This is a genomic window from Rhodococcus sp. JVH1 (assembly GCF_000280725.2).
GTDB lineage: Bacteria > Actinomycetota > Actinomycetes > Mycobacteriales > Mycobacteriaceae > Rhodococcus_F > Rhodococcus_F jostii_A.
Genome location: NZ_CP166289.1, coordinates 4,597,016 through 4,623,707, shown reverse-complemented (window position 1 = coordinate 4,623,707; position 26,692 = coordinate 4,597,016). Strand labels below are relative to the sequence as shown.

Here is a 26,692-nt window from a genome sequence, read left to right as displayed (position 1 = left end):
CCCAGCCGCCCGCGAGCACAGTATGAGAACCACGAACGAGCAGATCTATCACCGCCTGACCCAATGACATGCGCTGGCCGTGGAGGCAGTCGTTCACGGTTCTAGACTCGAGGTGCGATGGAGGTGCGCGATGGACAACGGATCCGTCCTGCAAGCCCATGACCGGCGGCCGCCGTGGGGGCTCACGGCGGCCGCCGCCGGCTGTGTGGCAATGGTGCTGACCTCACGCTGCAGGTGCTGGTCGTCGCCGCCGTACTCGCCGGTGTGGCGATCCCGGCGTTCCATCGCACACGTTGGCGCCCGTTGGCGGCCCGGGTGCGCCTCGATCCGCGCCGGGTTGTGCGTGCCCGCGATCCCGTTGTCGGTGCTCGTGCTCGTCGATTCGCTCTGACCGGCGCCGGACCCGCACACTCCTCCCATGCAGCAACTCCTCGCGGACAACGAACTCGCCCTCACCGTCGTGATGTGCGTGGTCGTGGTGGCGCTCGCCGCCGCCGCGGTGCCCTGCCCGCACAGCTTCCGGCTTTTCATCCGCGCCTTGGCCGGCCGAGCGTCGATAGATTCCCGCCCGCATCCCGTCGAACCCTGAGGGGCGCTAGCCGGTCAGGTGGTTGGTGCGCGTTCGAGGAGTGCGGGACGCCCGTGGTCCCCGGACGGGATCGGGTAGAAGGTGTGGTGGGTGGTGGGGTCGACCACCACGACGTGCGCGCCATCGGCGAGGTGACCGGACCCGACCTCGGTAAGGTGTCCGCCCTCCTGGTCGAACACGCTGACGGTGCCGCTCTCGGCGGCAACGTAAAGGCGGTGCGCCCCTTGGTCGTAGGCGAGCACATCTGGTTGCCCGCCGACCCCGGCGGCACCGGCGGTCTTCCAGGTCGCCAGGTCGACGGTGAGCAGGGTGGCATTGTCCTCGCAGGCAACGAACGCGAGCCGTGCCGGTGGGTCGAGGGCGAGGCCGTGGCCGCCGCGGCATCCAGGTGTCGGAAGCCTGCGGATGACGGTAAGGGTTTCGGGGTCGATGGCGGCGAGATCGCCCGTGCCTTGGACCGCGACGAGCATCTGGTCGGCGACCGGGTCGTAGGCGACGTTGCCGACGTCGCCGCCGAGGTCGACTGTGCCGCGCACGTGTGCGGTGGCGGCGTCGATGACGGTCTCGCTGCCGCCGGATTCGTTGGTGGTCCACACCGCACCGCGTTTCGGGTCGTAGGCGATCCCGTCCGGGTAGTCACCGGTGGGGGCCTGTCCGAGCACGGCGGCGGTGTCTTCGTCGAGGAGGACCAGGCGATTGTCGCCGGTGGCGGTGACGTAGACCCGGCGCAACTCGGGGACGACGAGGACGCCGTGTGCCTGCGGCAGGTTCAGGATCGTTCGGACGACCTGCTGGGTGTGGACGTCGACTTCGATGACCTCGCTGGCGCCGAGGTGTGCAATGAACAGCAGTCCCCGCTCGGAGTCGAGACTGCCGTAGTCGAAGCGTGAATTGTCGCCGGGAAGGGCGATCTCCGCGACCGGGCGCAACGGCAGCGGGCCACTCTCCGGTGGTGTCGACCGGGACGAGCACGCGCCGACCAGGATCGACGCCCTAACGAGTGCGGGCAGCAGCCGGGCTGGTCTCAGTCTGCGCCGGTCACCGGTACGGGTGCCCATCCCAGCTCCTGTCTGCTTCCTGACTGGTCAGGTTCCGGGTGTGACGTGGGTGGCCGCCTCTTCGTCGTCGACGGCCTCGAACACGACGGCCACTTTCACGGTAACCACGGTTACAGTCCAGTAACCAGGTGCGCGCCCAAGTCGCCCCACCGGCCCCCGAACCCACGGATAGACATCGCAGTGAAACCGTGGTTACATCACGGTTGTGGAACCTGAACCGGCACCGGACGAGCGACCCGACGAGTGGGTGATGCTGGCGTATCGCATCCCCCGCGAGCCGTCGACGCCGCGGATCGCGGTGTGGCGCAAGCTCCGCAAGTACGGGGTGTTCCAGCTCGCCGACGGGGTGGTGGTGCTGCCCGCCTCGGCCCGCACCCGCGAGCAGTTCGACTGGGTCGCCGAGGAGATCGTCGAGGCGCACGGGCAGGCGGAGGTGTGGACCGCCGCCCCCACCACCCAGAACCAACAGGACCGGATGCGGGCGAAGCTCTCGGCCGATCGGGCCGCCGAATACGACGAGATCACCGACGCCGCCGAAGCGGCACGCTCACTGCCCGACCCCGACGGACGGACCAAGAAGCTCACCCAGCTGCGCCGCCGGATGCGGGAGATCGACAAACGCACCTTCTTCCCGACCGCCCAGCGGGACGGCGCGGAGGCCGCGTTAAAGGGGCTGGCGACCGGCCGGCCCGCGGAAACGCAGGTGCCGCAGTGAGGTGGGCGACCCGCGCCGGGATCCACATCGACCGCGCCGCCTGCGCGTGGTTGATCCGCCGCAACATCGACCCGGACGCCAAATTCCTGTGGGTGACCGATCCGGCGGACGTCCCGGACGATGCGACCGCGTTCGACATGCGCGGCGTCGAACTCTCGCATCACCACGGTGATTGCAGTTTCGAGACGATCCTGCGCCGCTACGAACTCACCGACCCGGTGCTGTGGGTACTCGCCGAAATCGTGCACGAGGCCGACATCGACGACGGAAAGTTCGACGCCCCCGAAGCCCCCGGCCTGGACTCGGTGCTGCGCGGGCTGTCGTTGACCGGCACCGACGATCAGACCCTGGCGGTGGCGACCCGCATCTTCGACGGGCTCTACGAATTCCATCGCCAACGTGTCCTGTCCGGCCGCGAACCGTCCTGACCCCGATGCGACCCGACCATCCTGCCCCGCCCTGACTTTCATGTTTCGGAGACCGACGTGAGCAGTAACGAACCCACCACCCGCGCCACACCGGCCCCCACTTCCCGACGCCGCGACTTGATCCCGCTGCGGCAGGCGAGCTGGGCGTGGTTTCTGATCTCCCTGCAGACTTTCGGTGGTCCGGCCGGGCAGATCGCGGTCATGCAACGCACCCTCGTCGACGAGAAGCGGTGGATCGGGCAGAAACGGTTCCTGCACGCCCTGAACTACTGCATGCTGCTGCCCGGCCCGGAAGCCCAGCAGCTCGCCATCTACACCGGGTGGCTGCTCAACGGCACGATCGGCGGTCTGATCGCCGGGGTGTTGTTCGTGCTGCCCGGGATGATCGCGATGCTCGGACTGGCCGCGATCTACGTCGCGTTCGGGGCCACCACTATCGTGCTGGCCATCTTCGCCGGCATCGCCCCCGCCGTCCTCGCCGTGGTCGTGCAGGCTGTTACCCGGGTCTCGAAGCGGGCGCTGACCCGGCCCGCGCACGTGGTGATCGCGGTCTGCGCATTTTTCGCGTTGGCGCTGTTCGCGGTGCCGTTCCCGATCGTCATCGCGGTGGCCGGGTTTGCCGGCTGGCTCATCGGCCGCCGCACGCATGGCGCCGACAACAGCGGCACAACCGAGAAGGACACTGACGAGACGCCGCCGCTGATCGCCGACGACGCTCTGCACGCCGACGCCCCCAGCCTGCGCCGGGCGGTCCTCGTGCTCGGTGTCGGTGTGATCGCGTGGGCCGTTCCGATGGTGGCTGTGGTGGTGTTCACCGGCCGGCACAGTGTGTTCACCGAACAGGGGATGTTCTTCTCCGGCACCGCTTTGGTCACTTTCGGTGGCGCCTACGCCGTCCTGGCCTACGTTGCCCAGAAGGCGGTGGAGACCTACGGCTGGCTCACCCCCGGCGAGATGGTCCGCGGTCTCGGGCTGGCCGAGACCACCCCCGGGCCGCTGATCATGGTGGTGCAGTTCGTCGCGTTCCTCGGCGCCTACCGCAACCCCGGCGATCTCGACCCCTGGGTCGCCGCGACCATCGGCGCGCTGCTGACCACGTGGGTGACGTTCGTGCCGTGCTTCGTGTTCATCTTCCTCGGCGCCCCCTACGTCGAGCGGCTCCGCAACAACACCCACCTGACCTCCGCGCTGAACGGCATCACCGCATCGGTGGTCGGAGTGATCGCGAACCTGGCCCTGTACTTCGCCGTCCACACCCTCTTCGCCGACGCCTCCCTGCTGCACTGGGGGCCGATCCACCTGCTGGTGCCCGACCTGAGCACGATCCGCCCGGTCGTCGCGGTCATCGCCGTCCTCGCCGGGGTGATGATCTACCGGCTGAACTGGTCCGTGCTGCGCACCCTCGGGGTCTGCGCCCTCCTCGGCCTCACCGCCGGCCTGGTCGGGCTCCCCGTCACCTGACCTGCGCCGCCTCCCTCACACACGTCGAATGCGCGACACCGCCCGCGCCAATGGCCAGGTAGAAGTTGATACCGCCCCGATCAGCGGCTCGTTTCCCTCGTCGATGGCCCCGCCGCAGGCTTTGTGGGCGCACCGACAGTTTCCGGCGAAAAACGGGCTGAGGTGGGGATTCCTCCACAGTGCCAACACAAGGGCTCGGACTCCCAGCTATAGCTAAAGGGTCCGCCAGACCACCCCAGTTCGCCTCAAGAAGTAGCGAGCAAACGCAGGTCGACAGGTTGTCCGTCTGAGGGGAACGGCAAGGACGTGAAGTTGAGTGGGGCGACGTAGTCGGCGTCGACGTGCCAGTCGAAGCGCAGGAGGAGGTGATGCATGATTGCTTTGATCTCGGCGCCGGCGAAGTGCATTCCGAGGCATTTGTGCACGCCACCACCGAAGGGCTCCCAGGCATATCGGTGCACCTTGTCTTCACGTCGATGCTCCGCGAAGCGTTCGGGATCGAAACGCTCGGGTTCGGGCCAGTACTGCGGCATGTGGTGGGTGAAATGTGGCACCACCGCCGCGTAGGTTCCCGCAGGCACGAAGTGCCCTTGCACCTGGGTGTCGCGAACCGCTCGGCGCGCCATGACCGGCACCGGAGAGACGATCCGGAGGCATTCCTTCATGACCAGATCGAGGCTGTCCAGTCCGTCGAGATCGGCATAACTCGGCGCCGGGGTCCCCAACGCGAGCGACTCCGCCCGGCATCTGTCCTGCCACTGCGGGTGTTGACCCAGATACTGCATCATCGTGGAGATGGTGATCGTGGAGGTGTCGTGCGCGGCCATCAGGAGGAAGATCATATGATCGACCACCTCGTCGTCGCTGAAGCGTTGTCCTGCTTCGGATTCGATGTGACAGAGCACGGAGAACAGGTCGTCCGTTTCGTGTGATCGACGCGCCGGTAGGTATTGCCGGAAGAAGTCTTCCAGGACTCGGCGTCCGTCTAGTCCTCGCTTCCACCTGGTCCCCGGGACCGGATAGCGGACCACCGAGGTTGCCGCCTGCACGCAATCGACGAAAGCCTTTTTCACCGAAGAAATCTCGCTTTCGGTAGACCCTTCCGCGCCACCCATGAAAATGTCGGTGGCGAGATCGAGAGTGAGCGCCTTGAGCGCCGTGTAGGCGCGGAATCCGTTGGTGGGAGTCCAGGCGTCGAGCGCCGAATCGATCGCCGGGTTGAGAACGTCGACGGTATTCTCGAGGCGCGATCGGGTGAAGGCTTGCTGCATGATTCGACGGTGTCGTAGATGTTCTTCCGAATCGAGAAGCATGAGGCCACCGTGAAAGAAGGGGCCGATCAGCACCGACCAGCCGTCACCGTTGACGAATGCCCGATCTTTGTTCTGCAGCACTTCCTGGCATGCGTCGGGTCCGAGGACTGCGACCCAACGCCGACCGACCATCGAGAACCAGGAGACCTCGCCGTAACGGTCCCAATGCTTTTGCATCAATGCGAGTGGATCTCGGATGTATTCGAGTACGTGCCCGACGCCGGGCAGCCCCGATCGCCCCGAGACCGGTTGCAACTGCGACTGTACGGGTGGAACGGCCAGGATCTTGGACATGACGAACCTCAACTCCCGTCTCATCTGACAGCGCGTCCTGTCAGATGAGCGTAGTCTGCGCCATCGAGATCACGTCTGTCAATATCGATCCATGACTCCCCCTACGCCCCGTCGATACGCTGGCCTGAGCGGCGACCAACGTGCAGCACTGCGCCGCGAGAGTCTGCTCGAGGCGGGATTGGACGTGTTTGCAGCCACAGGTAAGGGCGGCGCCACCATGACCGCCATCTGCGCGCACGCCAAGTTGACGGAGCGATACTTCTACGAAAGTTTCACCAGCAGAGACGAACTCCTACAGAATGTCCTGGACGGCATCGCCGACGAGGTCCGTCAGGCCGGACTGGATGCGCTTCGAGCGAGCACCGGGACGATCGAACAACGCGTACGAAATGCCATCGCATCGTTCGTCACCATCCTCACCGAAGATCCACGCAAGGGACGTGTTGCGATGATCGAATCCGCCGCGTCCGAACCTCTGCGCACCCACCGACGCGCAGCACTGCGGGGCTTCGCTCAGATGGTGGCGGACGAAGCCACGCGCATATACGGAGACAGAGCGTGGTCACCACATCAAGGTGAAATCAACGGACTGCTGTTTGTGGGCGGCTTGGCCGAGCTGGTCACCGCATGGTTGAACGACGAGATCTCCATCACGCCCGGCGAGATCGTCGATGCGGCAACATATCAATTCACCTCCACCGCACACCGATGAGGGGCGCGGTGCTTGGGCTCGTAATGTTGGCCACGGGGACACGGACGCGTTGTTCGAGATCGTCGTCAGATCCGGATCGAAGAAGGTTCCCGGCTGGACTACGCCACCGATGGGTGACGGTACCCACATTGATGCCGTGGGGGCAGTTCGTCGGCCAGAGCGAACGACAGATTGTGCAATCCGGCTTTACCGATCGAGGCAGACGCCTCGATGCACAGGAAAGTCAAGGTCCTGACGCTGCGACGAAATGCTGTACACGCGGCTACCCAACACTTGCACTGTGCGGCATCGATCAGTGTGTAGGGCCAGTGCTTGGGGCGCACTCGCCGACGGAGGTGCCTTTTCACTCCTTCAGAACGACCGGACCGTAGGTGTCGGCGTATTCGAGCGCGAGTTCCAGCTTCAGCCTGTTCGGTCCGACGGGGCGGCCGAGCAACTCCTCGGCGCGCTGGATGCGGTAACGCACGGTGTTCTTATGCACGCCGAGCGCCCGAGCAGCCGCGTCCGGACTGCGGTTCACGGTCAGATAGCCGCGCAGCGTGCGGCGCAGCATTGCGGAGGCTGCATCGGTACCGTCAAGGCCGCGCAGTTCACGGGAAACCAGCGCCCTCGCCGCGTCGGGATGGCCGTCGAGCAGGTGGACAATTTCGACGTCCGCATAGCAAATGAGCTGAGTCTCGGCCGGTCGAGATTCCGAGATGCGTTGAGCAGCAATAGCTTCGATGTGACTTTGCCGAAATCCCTGAATTCCTTTGCCCGGGTTACCAATCGCGATCCGGATCCCGGCCGGGATGCCCGGACCGATGTCCAATGCGGTGAGATCCGGCTCGACTTCCGCCGCCAGCCATGCCCAGAGCCCTCGCGATCCGGACGGCACAGTAAGCATTTGCCGAGCCCCGATCTTGGCCGCAACCGTACGGGCGGCGGAGTCCAGAACGCCGATCTCGTCCTCGGCCTGATTCGACTGTGTGTCCTCGAGCCACAGCACAAGTGCGGTGTTATGCACGAGCAAGGGGTAATTCAAACGATTCGAGGCTGCCACGGTATCGGCGATCTCGCCTCGGATGATCGCCTGCACCGTTTCTGCCTGCCGGGCGAACGCGCCGCTCAATCCCCGCTCTCGTTCCTCGCTGTAGGTATCCGCGAGTACCTCCAATGAGACGTTGAGCCAGTGATTCGCCCGCTCCAGTAGCCGAATCAGGACTTTCGGTTCCAATACCGGGTCGGTGATGCGCTCACTTGCTGTTTCCGCGGCGAATCTCAGCAGAGCTTTCTGGCCGACCCGGTAGATCTGCATCAATACCCTCAGATGCAGGCCCCGTCGGGCGATTGTGCACGCGAGACCATGTGCGGCGGGTGGGAGGTCCACCTCCGCGGACTCTCCGGTGAGCCAGACCAGCAGTGCGCGCCCTTGGTCACGGGTGCTGGCTTCGAGGTCCCGTCGCAACTCTCGGTCCGCGGAAACCTCGGGAACCTCGGCCACTATCACGGCGTCGAACCTCGCGACGAGACCATCCAGGGTTCCGGGCACCAGCGCCTCCGCAGCGAACTCCCGAAGCCAGGCAAGCACCATGTCGTCAGCGGACACGTCGATACCTCCTTCTAATTGGACCCGGAGCACAAATGACGAGGGCCCAATTGGCTGATTTCGCTAAGAAACGTGCGGTTTGGTTGTGCAATTCTAATAGGAAGTGTCGTGCATCATAGGAGGCGGGGTTCACATGAGATCCGGAAGCAAGGCGCACACGAGGTGCGACGACATCGACGTGCACTGCCCCGCCGACGGCCGCCTCGTCGCGCGTGTACCGGACGAGAGTTCCGAGGCAGTGACCGATGCCGTCCGTCGACTGCGCGCCCACCAACCCGAGTGGGAAGCGCTGGGGCCGAAAGGAAGGGCCATGTGGCTGCGGAAGCTGCGGGACTGGCTTCTCGACAATGAGCGCCACCTCATCGACGTGCTGCGGTCCGAGACCGGGAAGCCACGCGCCGAAGCAGCCATCGAGCCTGCGCTCGCGTGCGACCTGATCAACTACTTCGCGGACAACGCCGGCAAGTTTCTCGCCGACGAGCGGGTGAAACCGCACGGGCCGCTGTCGATGACAAAGCGACTGATCAAGACCGTCCGCCCCTACCCGGTGGTCGGTGTGATCACCCCGTGGAACTTCCCGCTCGCGATGCCGGCGATGGACATCATACCGGCGCTGCTCGCTGGTGCGGCGGTGCTGCTCAAGCCGTCTGAGGTAACGCCGTTGTCAGCCGTCGAACTAGCTCGGGGATGGTCGGAAATCGGTGCACCCCCGGTCTTCTCGGTACTCACTGGCCGCGGCGACACAGGTGCAGCGGTAGTGGATTCGGTGGACTTCGTGCAGTTCACCGGCTCCACCCCGACCGGTCGAGCGATCGCCGTGCGGGCCGCAGAGCGGCTGGTGCCATGCAGTCTCGAACTCGGCGGCAAAGATCCGGCCATCGTGCTGGCGGATGCGGACCTGGACCGCGCGGCAGCCGGAATCGCTTGGGGCGGACTGTTCAACGCCGGACAGGTGTGCGTGTCGATCGAACGCGTTTACGTCGAGGCGCCCGTGTACGACGAATTCGTCGCGCGACTGGTGGCACTCGTCGGCTCGCTCCGACAGGGTGACGACTGCGACGGGTATCGGATCGATGTCGGTGCGATGGCTACACAGGCCCAGCGTGACCTCGTTGCCCGACACGTCGACGACGCTGTGGACGGCGGCGCCACGGCGCTGACCGGCGGCAAGGCCGGGAGCGCTGGCACCTTCTTCGAGCCGACGGTCCTCGTCGACGTGAACCATTCGATGGCCTGTATCCGGGAGGAGACGTTCGGGCCCACGATCCCGGTGGTGAAGGTCGCCGACGCCGACGAAGCCGCGCGCCTGGCCAACGATTCCGAGTACGGCCTGTCCGCGACGGTGTGGTGCGGAGATCGGGCCCGCGGCGAGGCGATCGCGCGCCGGCTCGAAGCCGGCGCGGTGAACATCAACGACGCCTTCTCCAACCTGTTCGCGCTGGGGTTACCGCACGGGGGATGGAAGCAGTCTGGTCTCGGCGCGCGATTCGGTGGTGAGTATGGAGTTCGGAAGTACACCCGGCAGCAGGCGATCACGGTGCCGCGCGGACCCGCAGTGAAGCGGGAGTTGCTCTGGTATCCGTACGCGCCCGGCCGCGGTCGTCTCGTCGGCCGGGTGCTGCGGGCCCTCGTCGCGCGCGACCCGCGCCGCCGCCTATCCGTGACAAGCCGCTCGAACTCCCTGTAACGACGACAGAAGGACAGAAGGAAAATGACACAATCTCTGCACGGTCGCGTCATCGCGATCACCGGCGGTGCCCGCGGAATCGGGTTCGCGACCGCCACGGCCCTGACCAGGCTCGGCGCGAAGGTGGCGATCGGCGACATCGACGACGTCAAGCTGAAGGAGTCCGCGACCGAACTCGGCCTGGTCAGCTACCGGAAGCTCGACGTGACGGATGCCGAATCGTTCGGGGCCTTCCTCGACGACGTGGAAGCAACGCTCGGACCTATCGACGTGCTCGTAAACAACGCCGGCATCATGCCCGCCGGCCGAATCGCGGACGAGCCCGATGCGGTCACCCGCCGGATCCTCGATATCAATGTCCTCGGGGTGATCACCGGTTCCAAACTGGCTGTTCGGCGAATGCTGCCGCGGGGCCGTGGGCACGTGGTCAACATCGCCTCACTCGCAGGCGAAATCTACACACCAGGGCTGGCCACCTACTGCGCCAGCAAATATGCCGTCGTCGGCTTCACGGACGCGGCCCGGGTGGAGCACCGCGGAACGGGAATCGAGTTTTCCGCGGTGCTCCCGTCTTTCGTCAACACCGAGCTGACTGCCGGCACCAAGGGGCTCCCTGGACTCAAGAACGCCGAGCCGGAGGACATTGCGCGTGCCATCGTGGCATTGATCGAATGCCCCAAACCGAAGGTGCGGGTGACCAAGCTCGTCGGTGCCCTCGCCGCGAGTCAGAAGTTCTTCCCTCGTCGGATCAGCGAAGCGCTCACCCGTGCGCTCCACACGGACAGAGTGTTTCTGGAAGACGTCGACATCACTGCCAGGCAGGCCTACGAAGAGCGGGCTCGTCACAGCTGAGCAGACTTTCGGATGCAGGTCACGAAGTCCCGGCCATGGGACGGCTACCCGCATGCGCGCCGACTGAGGCTGCACCCTTTGAGTGGACACCCCGGACAATGGTTCTAGGAGAGCCAGGAGGGATGTCGAGGTGGGACGCCAGTCTCTGTACACGGAGGAATTCCGGAAAGACGCGGTCGCGTTGTATCGGGCGGCCGACGGCAAACGCGCGTACGCGGCGGTGGCCGCGGATGTGGGCGGCAGTGGCGAAACGCTACGGACGTGGGTCCGCAAGGACACCGCCCGTAACGCGCGCTCGCAGGACCGCAGTACCGGCGCCGACGGGACCGAGGCGGACGAGCTCGCGCGGCTGCGCGCGGAGAATGCGCGGCTGCGCGGTGCGGAAAGGAATGGCAGCTCGAACGCGAGATTCTGCGCCGGGCAGCCGCGTATTTCGCAAAGGAGGTGAAGTGAAGACCCGCCGCTGGGACTTCATCTCCGACCATCGCGCCGAGTTCGGCGTGCAGCGGCTGTGCCGGGTGCTCGGGACCTCCCGTTCCGCCTACTACAAGCACCTGATCACGGAGCCGGCCCGAATCGAGCGCCAGGCCGAGGAAGCCGCGACAGTCGCCGAGATCCGCGCAATCCATACCGAGCACCGGAGCGCCTACGGCGCCCCGCGGGTTCACGCCGAACTCCGCTCCCGCGGACGCAAGATCAACCGCAAACGGGTGACCCGGCTGATGCGAATCCACCACGTGGTGGGCAGGCACCTGCGCCGCAGCAAGCGCACGACCGTCGCGGACAAGTCGGCTCCGTCGGTGCCGGATCTGGTGATGCGAGACTTCACCGCTACGGCTCTCGATACCAAGTGGTGTGGGGACATAACCTACATCCCGGTGGGATCCTCGTGGTTGTTCTTGGCCACGGTGATCGACATCTGCTCACGCCGGGTGGTGGGCTGGTCGATCGCTGACCCTCCCCCAAGGACTGCGTCCAGGGGGTACCCCCATGCGCACCGATCTCGTCACGGACGCGATCGAGATGGCGGTGCGCACCCGCGGTGGTGACGTCGGTGGCGTTATCTTCCACAGCGACCGCGGATCACAGTACACCGCAGCAGCTTTCGTCGATGTATGCCGCCGTCATGGGATTCAGCAAAGTCGAGGACGGGTCGGCTCGAGTTACGATAATGCTCTCGCCGAGTCGTTCTTCCAAAGACTCAAGAGGGAGTGGCTGCACGGACGGAGTTGGACGTCGAAGTCGCAGGCACGGCTGGACCTGTTCGAGTGGCTCTCGTACTTCAATCGACGTCGCCGTCACTCCGCCCTCGGATACCTCACCCCAGTGGAGTTCGAACAACGACTCATCGCGTCGTCTACGCTGTCAGTCGCCGCATGAAATCCGGTGTCCACTCCCGAGGGCCAACCTCAGACCGCGACCAGGCCAGACACCCGGTCGAGTCTGTAGCTGGCACGGGCAGCCATCCCAAGGCCCGCATGGACCGGGCCAGACGTGGTAAGTCTGCCGAGCGGACGATGACGGCCGGTAAGCATGAACCGACTGAGCTGACGCAGCTCACACCGACACGAAGCGGGGGAACCCTGACGATCCATCCCGCTTCTGCTCAAAGGCGCCCGTTCCGACCTGTAACCGGCGGCCGCGAACGCCCGCTCCAGATCGTTCGGGGTTTTCCGATTGACGCCCCGAAAGCAAAATCATCACCGGACGGGTCTCATGCCGAGCCGGCGGTTATGCAGAGAGGTCGGCGAGTTTCGGTCAGCGGCCGGCTTTCCGGTGCGGGTTCGGCATTCGGGACGCCCGCCGAGGGAAAACCGGCAGTCCGAAGGCAGCCTCGGCAGCACCCGCATGAGCAGACGGGCCTCACGGATGCAGTACGACCTTGGTCCATCCGTCGTCGCGGGCATCGAAATGCTGGTAACCGGATTCGGCCTCGGCCAGTGGCAGTTCGTGGGAGACGATCCAGGACGGCTTGGCACGGCCCTGGTGGATCAGGTCGCGCAGCTGCCGGTTGTAGTGCTTGACGTTGGCCTGCCCGGTTCCGACCTTCTGCCCCTTGAACCAGAATTTGCCCATGTCGAAGGCGATCTTGCCGTGGCGTTCGAGTTCGTCGGGGCCGTTTCGGTCCTGGGGCAGGAAGATCCCGACCACCCCGATGTGGCCGGTGAAGCGCACCGAGTCGACGAGCCGGTTCATCGTCATCGCGGCGTCCTCGTGACCCTGCGGGTCGTGCGCCTGATAGCCGACGCATTCACAACCCTTGTCGGCACCCTGCCCGCGGGTCTGTTCCAGGACCTGCTCGACCGGGTCGCCCTTCGAATCGTCGATCGGAATGACGCCGATCTGCTCGGCGAGCTTGAGCCGGTCCGGATGCCGGTCGACGATCATCACCTTGCTCGCGCCCTGGATCATCGCCGAATACGCCGCCATCAACCCGACCGGTCCGGCCCCGTACACCACCATCGAATCGCCGGGTGAGGCTGCACCCTTTGAGTGGACACCCCGGACAATGGTTCTAGGAGAGCCAGGAGGGATGTCGAGGTGGGACGCCAGTCTCTGTACACGGAGGAATTCCGGAAAGACGCGGTCGCGTTGTATCGCGCGGCCGACGGCAAACGCACGTACGCGGCGGTGGCCGCGGATGTGGGCGTCAGTGGCGAAACGCTACGGACGTGGGTCCGCAAGGACACCGCCCGTAACGCGCGCTCGCAGGACCGCAGTACCGGCGCCGACGGGACCGAGGCGGACGAGCTCGCGCGGCTGCGCGCGGAGAATGCGCGGCTGCGCGGTGCGGAAAAGGAATGGCAGCTCGAACGCGAGATTCTGCGCCGGGCAGCCGCGTATTTCGCAAAGGAGGTGAAGTGAAGACCCGCCGCTGGGACTTCATCTCCGACCATCGCGCCGAGTTCGGCGTGCAGCGGCTGTGCCGGGTGCTCGGGACCTCCCGTTCCGCCTACTACAAGCACCTGATCACGGAGCCGGCCCGTGTCGAGCGCCAGGCCGAGGAAGCCGCGACAGTCGCCGAGATCCGCGCAATCCATACCGAGCACCGGAGCGCCTACGGCGCTCCGCGGGTTCACGCCGAACTCCGCTCCCGCGGGCGCAGGATCAACCGCAAACGGGTGACCCGGCTGATGCGAATCCACCACGTGGTGGGCAGGCACCTGCGCCGCAGCAAGCGCACGACCATCGCGGACAAGTCGGCTCCGTCGGTGCCGGATCTGGTGATGCGAGACTTCACCGCTACGGCTGTCGATACCAAGTGGTGTGGGGACATAACCTACATCCCGGTGGGATCCTCGTGGTTGTTCTTGGCCACGGTGATCGACATCTTCTCACGCCGGGTGGTGGGCTGGTCGATCGCTGACCACATGCGCACCGATCTCGTCACGGACGCGATCGAGATGGCGGTGCGCACCCGCGGTGGTGACGTCGGTGGCGTTATCTTCCACAGCGACCGCGGATCACAGTACACCGCAGCAGCTTTCGTCGATGTATGCCGCCGTCATGGGATTCAGCAAAGTCGAGGACGGGTCGGGTCAAGTTACGATAATGCTCTCGCCGAGTCGTTCTTCCAAGGACTCAAGAGGGAGTGGCTGCACGGACGGAGTTGGACGTCGAAGTCGCAGGCACGGCTGGAGTTGTTCGAGTGGCTCTCGTACTTCAATCGACGTCGCCGTCACTCCGCCCTCGGATACCTCACCCCAGTGGAGTTCGAACAACGACTCATCGCGTCGTCTACGCTGTCAGTCGCCGCATGAAATCCGGTGTCCACTCCCGAGGGGCAACCTCAGGGCTGCATGTCCGCGAGGCGGGTGCAGTGCCAGCCGGTGGGAAAGATGTCGGAGAGCATCACGTAGTCGGTTTCCTTGTCCTGGGCATCCTCGGGCAACCGCAGACAATTGAAGTCGCCGAACGGCACCCGCAGATATTCCGCCTGCCCGCCCCAGAACGGGCCCATCCCGGCGAACCCGTATGCGGCGCCGGCCATCTTCGGATCCGGGTGCACCGTCTGGCAGAACGCGGTCAACCCTTCCTCGCAGTTGCGGCAGAACCCGCAGCCGATGTTGAACGGCAGGCACACCCGATCCCCGGGTGAGACCTTGACCACCGCATTGCCGACCTCGGCGACGATCCCCAGGTTTTCGTGACCGAGGACCATCCCGGGCTCCAGGTCGGTGCGGCCCTCATACATGTGCAGATCCGACCCGCAAATATTGGTGCTGGTGATCTTTACCAGCACATCGGTCGGCTGCTCAATCCTGGCATCGGGCATATCCTTCACATGAACCTCACGTGGCCCGTCGTACACAAGCGCTTTCATCTCGACTCCCTGATGCTGCGTTTCCCGGTGGATCCCGGCCCGGCGGCCACAGGCGATGACATGTGAGCGACCGAATGAATCGTGCCGCTGGGGCAGACGCGACAGCGCACGGAACTGAAAACAACACCAAAACGTTGGCACACCACCATGTTTCGCGTCACAGCCGATAAAGCGGGCGCATTCCAGGCGTCGCATTCCATCCACCATGGAGTCTCCTCTTTCGGCTCCACGATTACTAGGGGTGAGATCGGTTTCCTTGATTGGTGGGCACGGGGGCTCCTTCCCTTCACCGGTCGATGGTGTGATGCTGGACCATGTCCACCACCTCGAACAGGAGACCCGACATGGCCACCAAGGCGCTGCTGGTCCGACTCGAAGCAAAACCCGGCAAGGAAAGCGCGGTCGAGGAATTCCTCCGATCGGCGCTGCCACTCGTCGAACAGGAGCCCGGCACGAAGCCCTGGTTGGCGGTACGGTTCGGCCCCTCGACGTTCGGCATCATCGACGCATTCCCCGACGAGGCCGCCCGCGACACACATCTCAATGGGCCGGTCGGCAAGGCCCTCGGCGAACGCGCCGACGAACTCTTCGCTGCGCCGCCCGAAATCAGCTACCTCGACGTGCTCGCCGACAAGCTCTGAGCCGCCGACTGGAAACAGCCCGCCCGCAAGCTCGACAGAACCCGACATCACCCTCGCGACCGCGAACCTTGACACGCGAGTCCGCCGAACCTGTCGAATCGTGGTACACACCGACGAGACGAGCGCAGCCTGACACCTCACCGGCCCCCCACCACACTCCCCGGACAGCCCGTTCTCGCAAAGGCCCGAGGTGAGGTCGCCGAGCGGATCGGGCGGCTTCCGCGGAATGAACCTCGGGGCGGCGGCGTGTCAGCCGGATGCGGGGCCTGGCTGATCCGACGTGGGGCGGGGGGTGTGCTGAAGTTCAGCGTTGATGCGTCGGGCCTCGGCGAGTTGGTCTTCCAGGATGATGATGCGGCACGCGGAATCGAGCGCGGTGCCCTGGTCGATCAGTTCGCGGGCTCGGGCGGCGAGACGCAGCTGGTACCGGGAGTAGCGGCGGTGGCCGCCCTCCGAGCGCCCGGGGGTGAGCAGCTTCGCGGCGTCGAGGCTGCGCAGGAATGCCTGTGTCACGCCGAGGATCTCAGCGGCGTGACCCATGCTGTATGCCGGGTAGTCCTCGTCGTCGAGCTTCCCGGCCGCGCGTCGGCCGGGCGAATCTTCCGGAATGGGGTGACGCCTTTCCAACGGACAGGGCCCCCGGCGCCGTGAGGCACCGGGGGCCGGAGCGGGTTTCACTTCCTTGTTCACTGCACTTCTTCCGGCTGTCGGGCCTTCGTGCCGCCCGGCAGCCGCCGGATATGCCGGGGCCTTACACACTCATATCAACCCTTGCCCGGCACATCCTGGTCTTGCGTTACTTCTCTGCGGGCAGTTCATTCTCTCCCGCACCTCGTGAACTCTTTCCTTGCGACGAGAGGAACTCTACAACAGCGATGCCTCAATGTCTACAGTCACCACTACAGATATTCTGGAGCGGTTGACCGGGGATTTCACACCCGGCAGCCGACTTTTCTGTTCACGTCGGCGGCCGCTCGCTCGACGGACCGGCACTCGTTGATCGATGACGGACGGCGAAGTGGCAGTCGCAGTAGGCGTCGAGATGTCCGCTTCCTCAGATCAGGTGTGGTCGTCCCCGTAGGTATGTCGCCGCGATCAGCAGAGCTGGGCCCCGAATCCGTCGTCGCTCAGCACGTCGCGGGTGCACTGGGCGTCGACCCACCCGGACAGCTCGCTCACCCGCGGGCGCCCTTGTCGACGAGGCTGTTGACCGGCCCGAACGCGTTGAACAGGTGGTCGCCGTAGGACAGCAGGTTCTCCCGGCCCACCTCGGGGATGCCGACGGCGTCGGGGAAGACCCGTAGCGGGAACGCGGCCGCCAGCGCGGGAACCGTGTCGAAGGTGGTTGCCGTCTCGAGCACCTGATCGACGAGGACCTCCGCATCCACCAGCCAGCATGCGCGCAACTTTCTGCAACGCCCGCGGGCCGAGGACCTAGTGCCACCAGTTCATGTACCTCGGGTCCGCGACGATGGCACCGGGACGATCACCACCACTGACGGTGAATCGCTGACCGGTCTGTTCTTCGGACCATCCTTCTTCGCTAGCCACATCCTCGCGTTCGAACGCAACGTCGTGAGGTCTCGACGGCTTCGGATCTCTGTCGGCGAGGGGCCGGCGGCGGGGTCGATCACGTGGGTGGCGCCGCGGCGATGATGACGATCCTCCGGGAGCTGCAGAGGGGGTCCGTCAGATCCTGGGTGAGGTCTGCCCTGGTGTGAACTCAGGCTCCTGTTGTGTACTGGAAGCAGCGGTGATGTGGATGTGATGCCGCTTCGAGCAGCCAGGCCCACCCAGCGAGTCCGGGCGCGACCGGAACCAGCCCTGCGGTCGCCGACCCAGGCCACCCCACCGACCACTGATCCCGTTGGATAGGCGACCCGACGAATGGAGAACCGACATGTCCGCAGATAGCAGTGTGCCCCCGACCGGAAGGGACACCGACCGCGTGCGGATCGGTGCGGTCTACCCACAAACCGAGCTCGGCGGGGACCCCCACGCTGTGCGGCGATTCGGCACAGCAGTCGAGGATCTGGGTTTCGACTACCTACTCGCCTACGACCACGTCCTGGGGGCCGTGCACGCCGACCGGACACCGCCCCTGACAGGGCCCTACACCGAACACGACCCGTTTCACGACCCATTCGTCATGTTCGCCTTCCTGGCTGGGATCACCGAGCGGATCGGTTTCTCCACCGGCGTGCTGATCCTGCCGCAACGCCAAACCGCTCTGGTGGCGCGGCAAGCCGCCGACGTCGATCTACTCTCCGGCGGCCGGTTGCGGCTCGGTGTCGGTGTCGGCTGGAGCCCCGTCGAATATGAAGCCCTCGGCCAGGCCTTCCGCACCCGGGGAGCCAGGCAAGAAGAACAGATCCAGCTGCTGCGCCAGCTGTTCACCGAACCGGTCGTCGAGTTCTCCGGCCGCTTCGACCGAGTCGATCGCGCCGCCCTCACACCCCAACCGAGCCGGGCCATCCCGATCTGGCTCGGCGGCGCCACAAAGGCAGCGTTCGAACGCGCCGTCCGCCTCGCAGACGGCTTCATCTTCTTCGGAGCGACCGGGATCGACACCGCTGTTGAATCCTGGCAAGAGCTGCGCGAACGCGTGCATGCAACGGGCCGGCCGGTCGAGGATTTCGGCGCGGAATACGTCGTGCTGAGCCAGGGTGCCGACGCCGTCAGCACCGAGATCGCGGCCTGGCGCGCAGCGGGCGGCACCCACGCCGCCGTAGCGACGATGGGCTTTGGCCTCAACACCGTCGAAGCGCACATCGACTACCTCACCACGATCGCGGACACGTTGAACCTCACCTGACATCCGCAGACACATCACCCCGCCCCGCTGCGACATCGAACCAGCGACGAGACATCGCAGCTGGGACGTCGTCAGTGCATGTGGCTTCCACCGTTGATGTCGATGGTCGTCCGATCAGGTAGGCAGCATCGTCGGAAGACAGGAAGGTGATGACAGAGGCCATGTCGCGTGTGGTCGCGGTGCGTGCGAGCGGAATGCCCTGTGCAATAGGTTATTCCTGCTCGTCGGTGCTACCGACACGAATGTTGGTGTCCACCGCTCCCGGCGTGACAGCGTTGATCGTCACGCCGGAGTCTTCCAGTTGCGCGCAAGCGATTTGGTGAAGCCGAGGATCGCAGCCTTGGCCGACGAGTACGGCACCTTGCCGAACCCTCCCCCGCCGCGCTGCGCGACACCGAAGACATCGTCACGATGCGACCCCAGCCCCAACGGGGCCACCGCCCGCGCGCAGGCCCGGCTCGGCGACCGGGTCCGATCAGCGTTCGACGCCGGCATCCGCGCGGCTCGATCCGGCGCCGCGAACCAACCGCTCCGGCAGACCACCGGCCACACATCGGAGGCGACGGATCTGGAGTGCTGGGCGGCCCTGGACACGGTCAACCTGCGCGATCGGATCGACACCGAGACCGACGGTGTGAACGCACAGATCGGTGAACACGGCATCCGCCTGTCCGGTGGCGAGCGGCAACGGTTGGCGATCGCCCGCACACTGCTCGCCCGGCCCCCGCTACTGCTGTTGGACGAGCCGACGTCCAGCCTGGACAGTCGCAACGAGGAAATCTTCCAGACCGCGCTCGAGGCCACCGGAGTCGATCAGACCGTCGTCATCGTCGCGCACCGGCTCGCGACGGTGAAGAACGCCGACCAGATCATCGTCCTCGACCACGGGCGGGTCCACGCGGTCGGCACCCACAACGAACGGATGGTCCGCCGAGTGGTTGTGCGACCGGCCCCGGACGGGACGAGTCGAACTCACCGGAAGACTCGTCGTCGATATCTTCTGGACGGGGTCCGACAATCCTGTACTGGTTCGCGGCAGGGTTCGACGGGTCCAGCTTGTCGAACAGCGCATCGAACACACCGGAAGTGGATTGCGCGCCGTGGACGGCACCGAGAGACTGACCGAGGTCGAGTCCACCCCGCACCGCTTCTGGTCGAACCCGGAGACACCCTCGACCGAGGACCACTTCCAGGGGACCGGAGTGCTACTCGACCTGGACCTCAACGACGTACCGGCCACCAACGTGGAGTTCGTCGCCGGCGCGGTCTCCGTCGACGGACCCGACGTGTGGGTGATGGATCGGTCGAATCCTGTCCTGCTGCACATTGATACGCGGTCGACACCACCACGAATCGTCGAGTATCTGTTGCCGCTGACGATCGAGCCACCGAAAAACCAGTGGACCCGCAAGGTCCACGCCGACCGCGACGGGTGCTGGATCACCTCCCGACACGAGGTGTTCCGGTGCAAGCGTGCCGGGGACGGGACATTGACCATTGAACGCGTCAGTGCCGAAGGCGGTAGCAGCGTCGGCACTGACGAGCGACTGGTCCTTGTCGGCTCCACGTATCCGACGCTGCGCCATGACCGCCGGTACGGTGTGGTGCGAGTCGATCCCGATGCTCACCCGGTGCGGATGCTCGATGACGAGCGGCGGTTGATCCCTGTCGATGATCCGGCAACCGTTGCCCGGGTGACGGCTCAGACGCGACGTGCCGACAAGGCGCGCGGCGCCGACGACACCGAATGGGTCGCCGTCGTCGAACTCACCGTGCAGTCTCAGGACGGCACGCGGCGGCACCCATATATGAGTCGCCGTAACACACAGCCCCGGCGACGCCACGGTGTCCGGCACTGGGTCGGCGCCGAGCCGGCCAGGACGCTTCCGGACCGCAGTTCTGGAAAGCGTGTGCCGCGGGCGGCGGCACGCGGGCGAACGACTCAGCCCCTCGCGGGCAGCACCCGGGGGGTGATGGTTCCTGCACCCCGGGGGTGTTGGCGGCGGCAGCCCGGACCGACAATTGTTGGTGTACCAGCGACCCGACGGAGGAGTCCGCAGATGCTCAGTCGTACCCCCGGGCTGTGGCCCCCTGACACGTCCCCGCATGGGTCGGGCCATTCCCGACCGCGATCACAATTATCGGAATCTGCGTCATCGTTGTGCCCATGATCGTGTTGTTGGTTCTCGGAAAAATCGTGGACCGTCGGGCCGAACACGCAGACCCTGAGCAGGTCGCCGAACTGCGACGACAATTGGCCGCCCTCTCCGAGAATCCGCTTCCACCGCCGGACGAGGACGAGACCGAGGACACCTAACCTTCCCTCGCTGGATCGAGCATTGACCTGACACCCGGTCACCGCGCCGCAGGGGCGGGTAGGAGAAACGGTTGGAGCCCGCGGACCTGGTGGAGCGAATGGTGTCGGCGAAGGCTTGTGCGTCCAGGCTTGCCGGTCGGCGGCGATGTCGAACCAGAAGTCCGCTCCCGCCGAACCGGCTGGGCCTGGTGTGGTCAACTGCAGCAGGGCGCCGACCTGGTCGGCGGAATCCTCTTCCGTTCCGTGGTGGGCAGTGCATCCAGGTCGATCGTTATGTGCCCACATCTCGATCCGACGCGCGCGACTCGAATACCGCACTCCCCCAGCCGGTCACCACGGGAGCAGATCGGACACACTGAAGCCTTTGTCGTCCTGTTTCAACGCCAGATCGATCGACAGGCTGGCCGCCACCACCAGAGTGGCCAACGGATCCGGCAGCCGCCGAGGAATCTGCACGACATACTGATCCGCATTGGTCAGTGCAGCTTTGTCCCACCCCGCCCACGTCTTGCTGATCCGGGCGACCTCGTTGTCAGACGCATCGACAACCGAAAAGTCCCACGCCAACACGTTCTCGGCTTTGATCGCGCCGACCGACACGCCGTCCGCCGACAACGAAAAGGTGATCGCACCGAACACGTTGTCCTGCCTGATTTCCCCGACCTGCTGTCCGTCGCCACGCTCGACGACGATCGTCGACTTGACCATCTTCCTCGGCCGAGTCAGCCGCAGCAGCACCGCCCCCTCGACGTCGTGTACCTCGAGGGTGTGGGTGAAGAACTGATCGAGGCGTCCGATGAACCGCGCCACCTTCTTCGTGGTGGACTGGCCGACCTGCACCACCGAACCGAGCGGCTTGCCGTGTTGGTCGTACACCGCGAACTCCGCCGCCAGCTCGATCAGTTTGGCCCGCTGATTGACCACCAGCACCGACTCGGTGAACAGCGTTCCCCCGCCACCACCGACCGGATCGTCGATGTTCGCACCGCGCCGCACCTGGTCGCGGATGCGGTCCGGGTCATGACGGCCTTCGATGCCGAGTTCCCACGCGCTGCCCCCACCAGACCGGCCGGGCTTCCCCGCGGATCGGTCCGGATCCGGGTTCGCACCAGGCTCAACTTCCGGCATCACCTGAGTATAGAACTGCCGCCCGCCGCCGAACAGCCGACGACGGTGGTGCACGACACCCGCCGCCCCGGTCGACTCCGGTCCGGCATCGGTCTCCGAAGAGTGGCGAAACTTTTTTCTGTGCAACATGTTTTCTCTCCCTTCCCGCCCTGCGACGGCGTTAACAACACTGACTATGGACAGAAGTGAAATGACCTCGGTCTCCCGATTCCGGGACACCACTCGACGACCCCGACCCCTCCGGCGCGGTCGGGCGCGACAACCGGTGCCCACCGGGCGCAGCAGCCCGATGAGCACCGGTCGTCGAGGATGACGAACGGCGGGAAGGCCCGTACCGTCCTCTCCGACGAGCACTATCCGACATCGCCGCCGTCACCGCCCACGGCACTGCCGCCGCGATTGCCGACACCGTCACCGGCCGAGCCGCCGATGCAGTCGCCTCCGTCCCCGCCCCGGGTGCCGCTCCCGGGCGCACCCGGTTGGCACTCGGCGGCGCCCGGGACGGCAACACCGGGGACGGCGGCCGGGGCGATGTTCGGCCCGTCCGCCCGGGTGGCGACCCCGCACCCGAGTGCAACGACCGCCGTCGCCGCGGCAGACGCAACGATCACCCCGAGCGTGGCCCTGTTCGACATGACGCGTTACTTGCCGACACTGCCGCCGGCCCCGCCGGTACCGTTGCCACCGGTATTGCCGTTCCCGGTGCCGGCGTCGCCACCGGTGCCGGCACCGCCGTTGCCGCCCTTCTGGTTGTTCTCGAAACCGATGTTGATTCCGCCGCCGCCGACGTCGCCGCCCGCACCGCCGGTACCGGTTCCGCCGGTGTTGTTGTTGCCGTTGCCGGCATCCCCGCCGTTGCCGGCCCCGCCGGTGCCGCCCTGCTGGTTGTTCTCGAAACCGATATTGATCGGCACATCGAGGGGGAACGGGGCGGCGGACGCGGCACCCGCGCCGAGGACGAGCATCGGCACCGCGGCGGCGCTGACGAGAAGAGCACGGACGGTGGTCTTGACGGACTTGGTGGTGTTCAGCATGGTGTTTCCTCCGGTGTGAGTTGAGTGGGTGACGCTTTCGATGCCGTCAACATTGCCGGTCGAGGCAGGGGTCTCTCATCCTCATCAGGGTGAACATCACTGCACCCCCCCAGGCCGCCGAAACCCCTGTTCCTCCAGCGCATTGCAGAACCTGCACGGGGTGATCGAAGGCCCACCCTGAAGGGGATGTGGCTTCGATTCGCTGTGGACCAGTGTGGACAGGGCAATCGCACCCCACCGCACACTCCCGAGGAGAACTCCATGACCCAGCCCGAACCGACCACACCGCACCCCCCGCCGCCCCCGCCTTCGAATGTCGGATGGGCCGTCGCGGCCATGATGTTCTTCTGGCCCCTCGCGTTCTTCGCGTTCAGCGACGCACTCAAAGTGTTCCCCCGCTGGTGCAGCGGTGACCTCGACGGCGCCCGCGCCGCGTCGTCGCGAGCGAGGATGCTCGGCATCATCGCCCTGTGCCTCGGCGGCCTCCTCACCGGCTGGTGCCTGATCACGGCCTTCCAAACCTGACCGACACCCGACAACGCAGAACACGCACACGCAGACATCCCGACAGCCGGACACGCAGAGATGCAGAGATTCAGTGTTCCTGGGGAGGGTGGTCACAACAGCCCCCAAGGGTGGCTAACCCGAGTTCCCCCAGTCCACGACGATAGGAGGACAGCAACAGCAAGACCGAAACGCAGCGACCCGTCCACGACCACGAGAAAGCACACCGATGACCTCGAGCACCTACAGTGACCCGCCGACCAACGACCCCCGACATCAACACCGCACCGCGCTGATCGAACACCGCGAGCAACTGTCCCGAGCCCGGTGGATCGCCGTGGTCTTCCCACTGCTGGTCCTGACCGTGTTGTCGGGGTTCTTCGCCGACACACTCACCCCGTGGCTGCCCCTCGCCTGCCCCCTCGCCCTCGCCGTCGGAATCGCCGCAGCAGTGATGATCGGGCAGTTGCTCCACACCGTCGAGCAGATGCTGGCACCGGCGCCCACCACCTCGGCCGTGTCGATGGGCACCTTCCGAAAAGATCACCGCCAGTGACGAACCCGGCCCTGATCTACACTGCCCGCGGGCACACCCACGAAATGCCCCTGGCCCCGGACCGCTCCCCCATCACCATCGGCCGCGCCACCCACGCCGACCTGTCCCTGCAATCGGACCCGGACATCTCCCGCCTGCACGCCACCGTCGAACACCTCGGCATCTACTGGACCGTCTGCGACAAAGGCCTCTCCCGCAACGGCACCGTCGTCAACGGCACTCGGCTACGGGGACGCCACATCCTGCACCCCGGAGATGTCATCCGGATCGGCGCCAGCACCCTCACCTACCACGGCCAGCCCGCAACCGACTGCGGCATCACTAACATCGGCGACACCCTCGACACACCACTGCACCTCACCCCCGCCCAACACACCGTCCTAAACGAACTGTGCCGGCCCTTCCACGACGGCACCGACCACCCCATCCCCGCATCGAACCAACAGATCGCCGACGCTCTGCACCTGAGCATCGAAACCGTCAAAACACACCTGCGGGCCCTCTTCACCACATTCCAAATCGACGACCTCCCCCAACACCACAAACGCACCCAACTCGCCACCCGCGCCCTCACCCACCACATCCCCACCCCCTGAAGACCCACACCCTCACCGGTTGCCATCGCGAGCGGCAGTCACCCTGTTGCACGCCTGGGCACCAGCGCGCGTGGCGGGGGCATCTCCTGCACCGACTCCTCGAGCTCGTACATGGACAGGTCCTTGCCGTCTTTGCCTCGATCACCCCCCACCGCCACCCCACGGGCCCTACAGCGAGCGCTACCGGCCCGGGCCGAAGGGGTCCGAGGATGTGGAGAGAGCAGCGATGCGTGGCCGGTGGTCTGCCGGAGCGGTTGGAGCGCGGCGCCGGATCGAGCCGCGCGGATGCCGGCGTCGAACGCTGATCGGACCCGGTCGCCGAGTCGGGCCTGCGCGCGGTCGGTGGCCCCATTGGCGCGGATGACGCTGATCGCCGACAGGGTCTGGTTCAGATCGCCCGTCAGGTCTCCGAGCCGGGACTGGGTCTTGAACGTCAACGCTCTCAGCCGCCGGGTGATGTGAAGTCACGCTGCGACCACGGTCGCGACGACGAGGACGGTGACCCCGGCCAGGACGGGGTCGAGCAGCATCATCGCGGTCAGCGCGCCGACCAGGACGAGGATCCCGCCGAGAGGTTCGACCACACCGTCGGTGAGCGCGGCACGTAACAGGGTGGTGTCCGAGGCGACCCGAGAGACCAGGTCCCCGACGTGGCGGCTGCGGTACTCGCTCATCGGCAGCCGCAACAGGTGCCCGATCAGCTCGGTGCGGGCGGTGAGCACCACACTCTCTGCGGTCCGTTGAAGCAGGTAGTACTGGATCGTGGCGAGGACCGCCCCGGCGGCGAGGAGCCCGATCAGCGCCCACACCAGGCCGCTTAGTGGGGCACCGTCGCCGACGGCGGTGATGATCCGGCCTACCAGCACCGGTTGCACCAGACTAAGTCCGGCTGCGGCGATGGAGAACACCGCTGCCGCTCCGAGTAGCCGACGGTGCTCACGCACATACGGCCGCAACGCACGCACACCTCCCCGGCCGGTGGTGCCTGCGTTTGCTCCCTGTGTATCCATCCGTTCCCCCAACCCCGAGAAACAAGTTCCGCCATCATATTTGGCTCGGACCTGAATCTCTGGTTGATCCACCGAGGACCAATCGCCTCGGGGTGCAGCGGCCGTGTGGGGATCTGACCGGTTGTCCATCCATCATCGGAGTCGATCGCCTTGGGCTGAGGACCGATGGCAGCCGGTTCGCACACCCCGGCCTACGCACCTGAACGCGTAAAGCGTGTGAAGTCCAGCGTGATCGAGGACGCACGGTCAATCCCGATCTCCGGGTACGAGATCGTAAAGACGACCTCCTCGCTGGAGCCTTCTGGCCTAGGGCTCAGAAAGTACGTTGCACCGGTTTCGGATTGGCGGCTGTAGCTCTTACCGCCGTACAGCCGGGGCATCGTCGGGTCGTCATCCTCTGGCGCCTGGGGCGGAGTGCATTTCTTGTTGGTGGCGATCTTGCCGTCCGGAAGCACTATTCCAAGGTAGATGCGGTGCTTGTGGGGTCGGCGGAAACGGTGGGTGAGGTTGATTCGTTCGCCGATGAATGTGTCCTTGCCTTCGTCCTGCTCGCGTGCGATCAGATCGAAACGAATCCCAGTGGAATAGATCCGCAGCCGGGACAGCATCAGCTTCACGCCCCGGTTCTGATCCTGAGCAAAGACGAACTCCTCATCGGACCAAGAGACAAGGGCGTCGTCGTTGCTTGGGGGCTTGCGTCTTGCCGGAACATCTTTCCGGGCGGCGAGCCGGGCTTCCTCGGCAGCCTTGCGCGCTTCCAAGCGTGCAATATGCGCGTACCACTCAGGGGTGTGTTCGCCCCCGATTGCGTAGTTGATCCTGCGCACGCGGGATCGTCTCGATCTATGCCTTCGACGACTTCACCATCAATCCATAGTGTCAGGATCCGATCCATAGTGTCGCTGCGCTCGTCGGTAGCGGAACGACGACCGGGACGGATCGTCCGAACGTCGAAGTCCCGACCCGCCCCGCATGCGGATCGATGACCGACCAAAGGCCCGCCTTCCCGTGGGAACCTGCATAGATGGTTGATTCGTCTCCGTCGTTGATTGCATCCCAACGGCTGTCCC

General features: G+C 65.6%; 29 protein-coding genes and 5 pseudogenes. 18 read left to right on the top strand and 16 right to left on the bottom strand.

Annotated features, from left to right (window positions below; all coding sequences use genetic code 11):
- The first annotated feature begins 130 nt into the window (after positions 1–130).
- On the top strand, positions 131–391 hold the full coding sequence (locus tag JVH1_RS21380; protein ID WP_157173973.1) for a hypothetical protein: 261 nt from the start codon (positions 131–133) through the stop codon (positions 389–391).
- A gap of 27 nt (positions 392–418) precedes the next feature.
- Positions 419–589: a hypothetical protein gene (locus tag JVH1_RS21375; protein WP_009475843.1), complete on the top strand. Its 171-nt coding sequence runs from the start codon at positions 419–421 to the stop codon at positions 587–589.
- Positions 590–603: 14 nt separating this feature from the next.
- Here the strand turns inward: JVH1_RS21375 and JVH1_RS21370 are convergent, their stop codons facing one another.
- Positions 604–1,647, bottom strand: coding sequence for a YncE family protein (locus tag JVH1_RS21370; protein WP_009475844.1), 1,044 nt, complete (start codon positions 1,645–1,647; stop codon positions 604–606).
- Between the two features lie 205 nt (positions 1,648–1,852).
- Here JVH1_RS21370 and JVH1_RS21365 point away from each other — a divergent pair, with 205 nt between their 5' ends.
- Genes JVH1_RS21365 through chrA form a run of 3 tightly spaced genes read left to right on the top strand, consistent with a single transcriptional unit; the run spans position 1,853 to position 4,251 of the window.
- On the top strand, positions 1,853–2,362 hold the full coding sequence (locus JVH1_RS21365; RefSeq protein WP_009475846.1) for a Chromate resistance protein ChrB: 510 nt from the start codon (positions 1,853–1,855) through the stop codon (positions 2,360–2,362).
- Positions 2,359–2,790, top strand: a complete 432-nt coding sequence (locus tag JVH1_RS21360) for a chromate resistance protein ChrB domain-containing protein (RefSeq protein ID WP_009475847.1) — start codon at positions 2,359–2,361, stop codon at positions 2,788–2,790. The genes JVH1_RS21365 and JVH1_RS21360 overlap by 4 nt, the downstream gene beginning before the upstream one ends.
- A gap of 57 nt (positions 2,791–2,847) precedes the next feature.
- On the top strand, positions 2,848–4,251 hold the full coding sequence (chrA, locus tag JVH1_RS21355; RefSeq protein ID WP_009475848.1) for a chromate efflux transporter: 1,404 nt from the start codon (positions 2,848–2,850) through the stop codon (positions 4,249–4,251).
- A 245-nt stretch (positions 4,252–4,496) separates the two neighbouring features.
- Here the strand turns inward: chrA and JVH1_RS21350 are convergent, their stop codons facing one another.
- The gene (locus JVH1_RS21350) at positions 4,497–5,858 is read right to left on the bottom strand and encodes a cytochrome P450 (RefSeq protein ID WP_009475849.1); all 1,362 of its coding nucleotides are present in this window, start codon (positions 5,856–5,858) and stop codon (positions 4,497–4,499) included.
- Positions 5,859–5,949: 91 nt separating this feature from the next.
- Here JVH1_RS21350 and JVH1_RS21345 point away from each other — a divergent pair, with 91 nt between their 5' ends.
- On the top strand, positions 5,950–6,570 hold the full coding sequence (locus tag JVH1_RS21345; protein WP_043779549.1) for a TetR/AcrR family transcriptional regulator: 621 nt from the start codon (positions 5,950–5,952) through the stop codon (positions 6,568–6,570).
- 343 nt (positions 6,571–6,913) lie between these two features.
- Here the strand turns inward: JVH1_RS21345 and JVH1_RS21340 are convergent, their stop codons facing one another.
- Positions 6,914–8,158: a CdaR family transcriptional regulator gene (locus JVH1_RS21340; RefSeq protein ID WP_009475852.1), complete on the bottom strand. Its 1,245-nt coding sequence runs from the start codon at positions 8,156–8,158 to the stop codon at positions 6,914–6,916.
- 133 nt (positions 8,159–8,291) lie between these two features.
- On the opposite strand from JVH1_RS21340, the gene JVH1_RS21335 reads away from it, so the two are divergent.
- From JVH1_RS21335 to JVH1_RS21325, 3 genes and pseudogenes are all read left to right on the top strand, one after another.
- Positions 8,292–9,845 (top strand): aldehyde dehydrogenase family protein, encoded by a 1,554-nt coding sequence (locus JVH1_RS21335; protein WP_009475853.1) that lies wholly within the window; start codon positions 8,292–8,294, stop codon positions 9,843–9,845.
- 24 nt (positions 9,846–9,869) lie between these two features.
- Complete coding sequence (locus JVH1_RS21330) at positions 9,870–10,697, top strand: SDR family oxidoreductase (protein ID WP_009475854.1); 828 nt, start codon at positions 9,870–9,872, stop codon at positions 10,695–10,697.
- 130 nt (positions 10,698–10,827) lie between these two features.
- Positions 10,828–12,077 (top strand): annotated as a pseudogene (locus JVH1_RS21325) (IS3 family transposase).
- Between the two features lie 483 nt (positions 12,078–12,560).
- Here JVH1_RS21325 and JVH1_RS21320 read toward each other — a convergent pair.
- Positions 12,561–13,160 (bottom strand): zinc-binding dehydrogenase, encoded by a 600-nt coding sequence (locus JVH1_RS21320; protein ID WP_371113018.1) that lies wholly within the window; start codon positions 13,158–13,160, stop codon positions 12,561–12,563.
- A 78-nt stretch (positions 13,161–13,238) separates the two neighbouring features.
- On the opposite strand from JVH1_RS21320, the gene JVH1_RS21315 reads away from it, so the two are divergent.
- A protein-coding gene (locus tag JVH1_RS21315; RefSeq protein WP_085998427.1) for an IS3 family transposase occupies positions 13,239–14,458 on the top strand; the annotation gives its coding sequence in 2 pieces (ribosomal slippage) (positions 13,239–13,491 and positions 13,491–14,458; 1,221 coding nt in all).
- Positions 14,459–14,487: 29 nt separating this feature from the next.
- Here the strand turns inward: JVH1_RS21315 and JVH1_RS21310 are convergent.
- Positions 14,488–15,228 carry an alcohol dehydrogenase catalytic domain-containing protein gene (locus JVH1_RS21310; RefSeq protein WP_371113017.1) on the bottom strand — a complete coding sequence of 247 codons (741 nt, stop codon included), beginning with the start codon at positions 15,226–15,228 and terminating at the stop codon, positions 14,488–14,490.
- A 137-nt stretch (positions 15,229–15,365) separates the two neighbouring features.
- Here JVH1_RS21310 and JVH1_RS21305 point away from each other — a divergent pair, with 137 nt between their 5' ends.
- The gene (locus JVH1_RS21305; RefSeq protein ID WP_009480791.1) at positions 15,366–15,662 is read left to right on the top strand and encodes a putative quinol monooxygenase; all 297 of its coding nucleotides are present in this window, start codon (positions 15,366–15,368) and stop codon (positions 15,660–15,662) included.
- Between the two features lie 249 nt (positions 15,663–15,911).
- Here the strand turns inward: JVH1_RS21305 and JVH1_RS21300 are convergent, their stop codons facing one another.
- Both JVH1_RS21300 and JVH1_RS21295 read right to left on the bottom strand, forming a co-directional pair.
- Entirely contained in the window at positions 15,912–16,202 is a 291-nt protein-coding gene (locus JVH1_RS21300) for a MerR family transcriptional regulator (RefSeq protein ID WP_041811459.1), read from the bottom strand.
- A gap of 561 nt (positions 16,203–16,763) precedes the next feature.
- A pseudogene (locus tag JVH1_RS21295) lies at positions 16,764–17,096 on the bottom strand (cytochrome P450); the annotation flags it as partial.
- 4 nt (positions 17,097–17,100) lie between these two features.
- Here JVH1_RS21295 and JVH1_RS21290 point away from each other — a divergent pair.
- Together JVH1_RS21290 and JVH1_RS21285 are read left to right on the top strand one after the other, a co-directional pair.
- Positions 17,101–17,243, top strand: a pseudogene (locus JVH1_RS21290) (NAD(P)-dependent alcohol dehydrogenase); the annotation flags it as partial.
- A 319-nt stretch (positions 17,244–17,562) separates the two neighbouring features.
- Positions 17,563–18,477, top strand: a complete 915-nt coding sequence (locus JVH1_RS21285; protein ID WP_009475861.1) for an LLM class F420-dependent oxidoreductase — start codon at positions 17,563–17,565, stop codon at positions 18,475–18,477.
- A gap of 71 nt (positions 18,478–18,548) precedes the next feature.
- Here the strand turns inward: JVH1_RS21285 and JVH1_RS21280 are convergent.
- Positions 18,549–18,902: pseudogene (locus tag JVH1_RS21280) on the bottom strand (SDR family oxidoreductase); the annotation flags it as partial.
- A gap of 68 nt (positions 18,903–18,970) precedes the next feature.
- Here JVH1_RS21280 and JVH1_RS21275 point away from each other — a divergent pair.
- Positions 18,971–19,171 (top strand): annotated as a pseudogene (locus JVH1_RS21275) (hypothetical protein); the annotation flags it as partial.
- Between the two features lie 33 nt (positions 19,172–19,204).
- On the opposite strand, the gene JVH1_RS21270 reads toward JVH1_RS21275, so the two are convergent.
- Both JVH1_RS21270 and JVH1_RS21265 read right to left on the bottom strand, forming a co-directional pair.
- Positions 19,205–19,363, bottom strand: coding sequence for a hypothetical protein (locus JVH1_RS21270; protein ID WP_202803486.1), 159 nt, complete (start codon positions 19,361–19,363; stop codon positions 19,205–19,207).
- A gap of 319 nt (positions 19,364–19,682) precedes the next feature.
- Complete coding sequence (locus tag JVH1_RS21265) at positions 19,683–20,279, bottom strand: hypothetical protein (RefSeq protein WP_043779561.1); 597 nt, start codon at positions 20,277–20,279, stop codon at positions 19,683–19,685.
- Positions 20,280–20,644: 365 nt separating this feature from the next.
- On the opposite strand from JVH1_RS21265, the gene JVH1_RS21260 reads away from it, so the two are divergent.
- A complete protein-coding gene (locus tag JVH1_RS21260) occupies positions 20,645–20,794 on the top strand; it encodes a hypothetical protein (protein ID WP_009475863.1) in 150 nt (49 codons plus the stop codon).
- Between the two features lie 330 nt (positions 20,795–21,124).
- Here the strand turns inward: JVH1_RS21260 and JVH1_RS21255 are convergent, their stop codons facing one another.
- The 3 genes from JVH1_RS21255 to JVH1_RS21245 all read right to left on the bottom strand — a co-directional run bounded on the left by JVH1_RS21255 (position 21,125) and on the right by JVH1_RS21245 (position 22,956).
- On the bottom strand, positions 21,125–22,051 hold the full coding sequence (locus JVH1_RS21255; RefSeq protein WP_009475864.1) for a phospholipid scramblase-related protein: 927 nt from the start codon (positions 22,049–22,051) through the stop codon (positions 21,125–21,127).
- Positions 22,052–22,275: 224 nt separating this feature from the next.
- Positions 22,276–22,557: a hypothetical protein gene (locus JVH1_RS21250; protein WP_157173974.1), complete on the bottom strand. Its 282-nt coding sequence runs from the start codon at positions 22,555–22,557 to the stop codon at positions 22,276–22,278.
- A 6-nt stretch (positions 22,558–22,563) separates the two neighbouring features.
- The gene (locus JVH1_RS21245; RefSeq protein WP_009475865.1) at positions 22,564–22,956 is read right to left on the bottom strand and encodes a hypothetical protein; all 393 of its coding nucleotides are present in this window, start codon (positions 22,954–22,956) and stop codon (positions 22,564–22,566) included.
- A 261-nt stretch (positions 22,957–23,217) separates the two neighbouring features.
- On the opposite strand from JVH1_RS21245, the gene JVH1_RS21240 reads away from it, so the two are divergent.
- From JVH1_RS21240 to JVH1_RS21230, 3 genes are all read left to right on the top strand, one after another.
- On the top strand, positions 23,218–23,481 hold the full coding sequence (locus JVH1_RS21240; protein WP_009475866.1) for a CD225/dispanin family protein: 264 nt from the start codon (positions 23,218–23,220) through the stop codon (positions 23,479–23,481).
- A gap of 208 nt (positions 23,482–23,689) precedes the next feature.
- The gene (locus JVH1_RS21235; RefSeq protein ID WP_009475867.1) at positions 23,690–24,016 is read left to right on the top strand and encodes a hypothetical protein; all 327 of its coding nucleotides are present in this window, start codon (positions 23,690–23,692) and stop codon (positions 24,014–24,016) included.
- Positions 24,013–24,612, top strand: coding sequence for an FHA domain-containing protein (locus JVH1_RS21230; protein WP_009475868.1), 600 nt, complete (start codon positions 24,013–24,015; stop codon positions 24,610–24,612). The genes JVH1_RS21235 and JVH1_RS21230 overlap by 4 nt, the downstream gene beginning before the upstream one ends.
- Before the next feature lie 38 nt (positions 24,613–24,650).
- Here the strand turns inward: JVH1_RS21230 and JVH1_RS21225 are convergent, their stop codons facing one another.
- The 3 genes from JVH1_RS21225 to JVH1_RS21215 form a co-directional block, all read right to left on the bottom strand.
- The gene (locus JVH1_RS21225) at positions 24,651–25,049 is read right to left on the bottom strand and encodes an ABC transporter ATP-binding protein (RefSeq protein WP_009475869.1); all 399 of its coding nucleotides are present in this window, start codon (positions 25,047–25,049) and stop codon (positions 24,651–24,653) included.
- Between the two features lie 27 nt (positions 25,050–25,076).
- A complete protein-coding gene (locus JVH1_RS21220) occupies positions 25,077–25,622 on the bottom strand; it encodes an ABC transporter transmembrane domain-containing protein (protein ID WP_009475870.1) in 546 nt (181 codons plus the stop codon).
- A 191-nt stretch (positions 25,623–25,813) separates the two neighbouring features.
- Complete coding sequence (locus tag JVH1_RS21215) at positions 25,814–26,449, bottom strand: hypothetical protein (protein ID WP_043779564.1); 636 nt, start codon at positions 26,447–26,449, stop codon at positions 25,814–25,816.
- Positions 26,450–26,692 lie beyond the last annotated feature (243 nt).

Excerpts from the sequence above, each read along its gene's own strand:
- JVH1_RS21380 (WP_157173973.1), top strand. The coding sequence starts at position 131 with ATGGACAACGGATCCGTCCTGCAAGCCCATGACCGGCGGCCGCCGTGG.
- JVH1_RS21375 (WP_009475843.1), top strand. The coding sequence starts at position 419 with ATGCAGCAACTCCTCGCGGACAACGAACTCGCCCTCACCGTCGTGATG.
- JVH1_RS21370 (WP_009475844.1), bottom strand. The coding sequence starts at position 1,647 with ATGGGCACCCGTACCGGTGACCGGCGCAGACTGAGACCAGCCCGGCTG.
- JVH1_RS21350 (WP_009475849.1), bottom strand. The coding sequence starts at position 5,858 with ATGTCCAAGATCCTGGCCGTTCCACCCGTACAGTCGCAGTTGCAACCG.
- JVH1_RS21345 (WP_043779549.1), top strand. The coding sequence starts at position 5,950 with ATGACTCCCCCTACGCCCCGTCGATACGCTGGCCTGAGCGGCGACCAA.
- JVH1_RS21335 (WP_009475853.1), top strand. The coding sequence starts at position 8,292 with ATGAGATCCGGAAGCAAGGCGCACACGAGGTGCGACGACATCGACGTG.
- JVH1_RS21330 (WP_009475854.1), top strand. The coding sequence starts at position 9,870 with ATGACACAATCTCTGCACGGTCGCGTCATCGCGATCACCGGCGGTGCC.
- JVH1_RS21320 (WP_371113018.1), bottom strand. The coding sequence starts at position 13,160 with ATGGTGGTGTACGGGGCCGGACCGGTCGGGTTGATGGCGGCGTATTCG.
- JVH1_RS21310 (WP_371113017.1), bottom strand. The coding sequence starts at position 15,228 with ATGGTGGATGGAATGCGACGCCTGGAATGCGCCCGCTTTATCGGCTGT.
- JVH1_RS21305 (WP_009480791.1), top strand. The coding sequence starts at position 15,366 with ATGGCCACCAAGGCGCTGCTGGTCCGACTCGAAGCAAAACCCGGCAAG.
- JVH1_RS21300 (WP_041811459.1), bottom strand. The coding sequence starts at position 16,202 with ATGGGTCACGCCGCTGAGATCCTCGGCGTGACACAGGCATTCCTGCGC.
- JVH1_RS21285 (WP_009475861.1), top strand. The coding sequence starts at position 17,563 with ATGTCCGCAGATAGCAGTGTGCCCCCGACCGGAAGGGACACCGACCGC.
- JVH1_RS21260 (WP_009475863.1), top strand. The coding sequence starts at position 20,645 with ATGATCGTGTTGTTGGTTCTCGGAAAAATCGTGGACCGTCGGGCCGAA.
- JVH1_RS21255 (WP_009475864.1), bottom strand. The coding sequence starts at position 22,051 with ATGTTGCACAGAAAAAAGTTTCGCCACTCTTCGGAGACCGATGCCGGA.
- JVH1_RS21250 (WP_157173974.1), bottom strand. The coding sequence starts at position 22,557 with ATGTCGAACAGGGCCACGCTCGGGGTGATCGTTGCGTCTGCCGCGGCG.
- JVH1_RS21245 (WP_009475865.1), bottom strand. The coding sequence starts at position 22,956 with ATGCTGAACACCACCAAGTCCGTCAAGACCACCGTCCGTGCTCTTCTC.
- JVH1_RS21240 (WP_009475866.1), top strand. The coding sequence starts at position 23,218 with ATGACCCAGCCCGAACCGACCACACCGCACCCCCCGCCGCCCCCGCCT.
- JVH1_RS21235 (WP_009475867.1), top strand. The coding sequence starts at position 23,690 with ATGACCTCGAGCACCTACAGTGACCCGCCGACCAACGACCCCCGACAT.
- JVH1_RS21220 (WP_009475870.1), bottom strand. The coding sequence starts at position 25,622 with ATGGATACACAGGGAGCAAACGCAGGCACCACCGGCCGGGGAGGTGTG.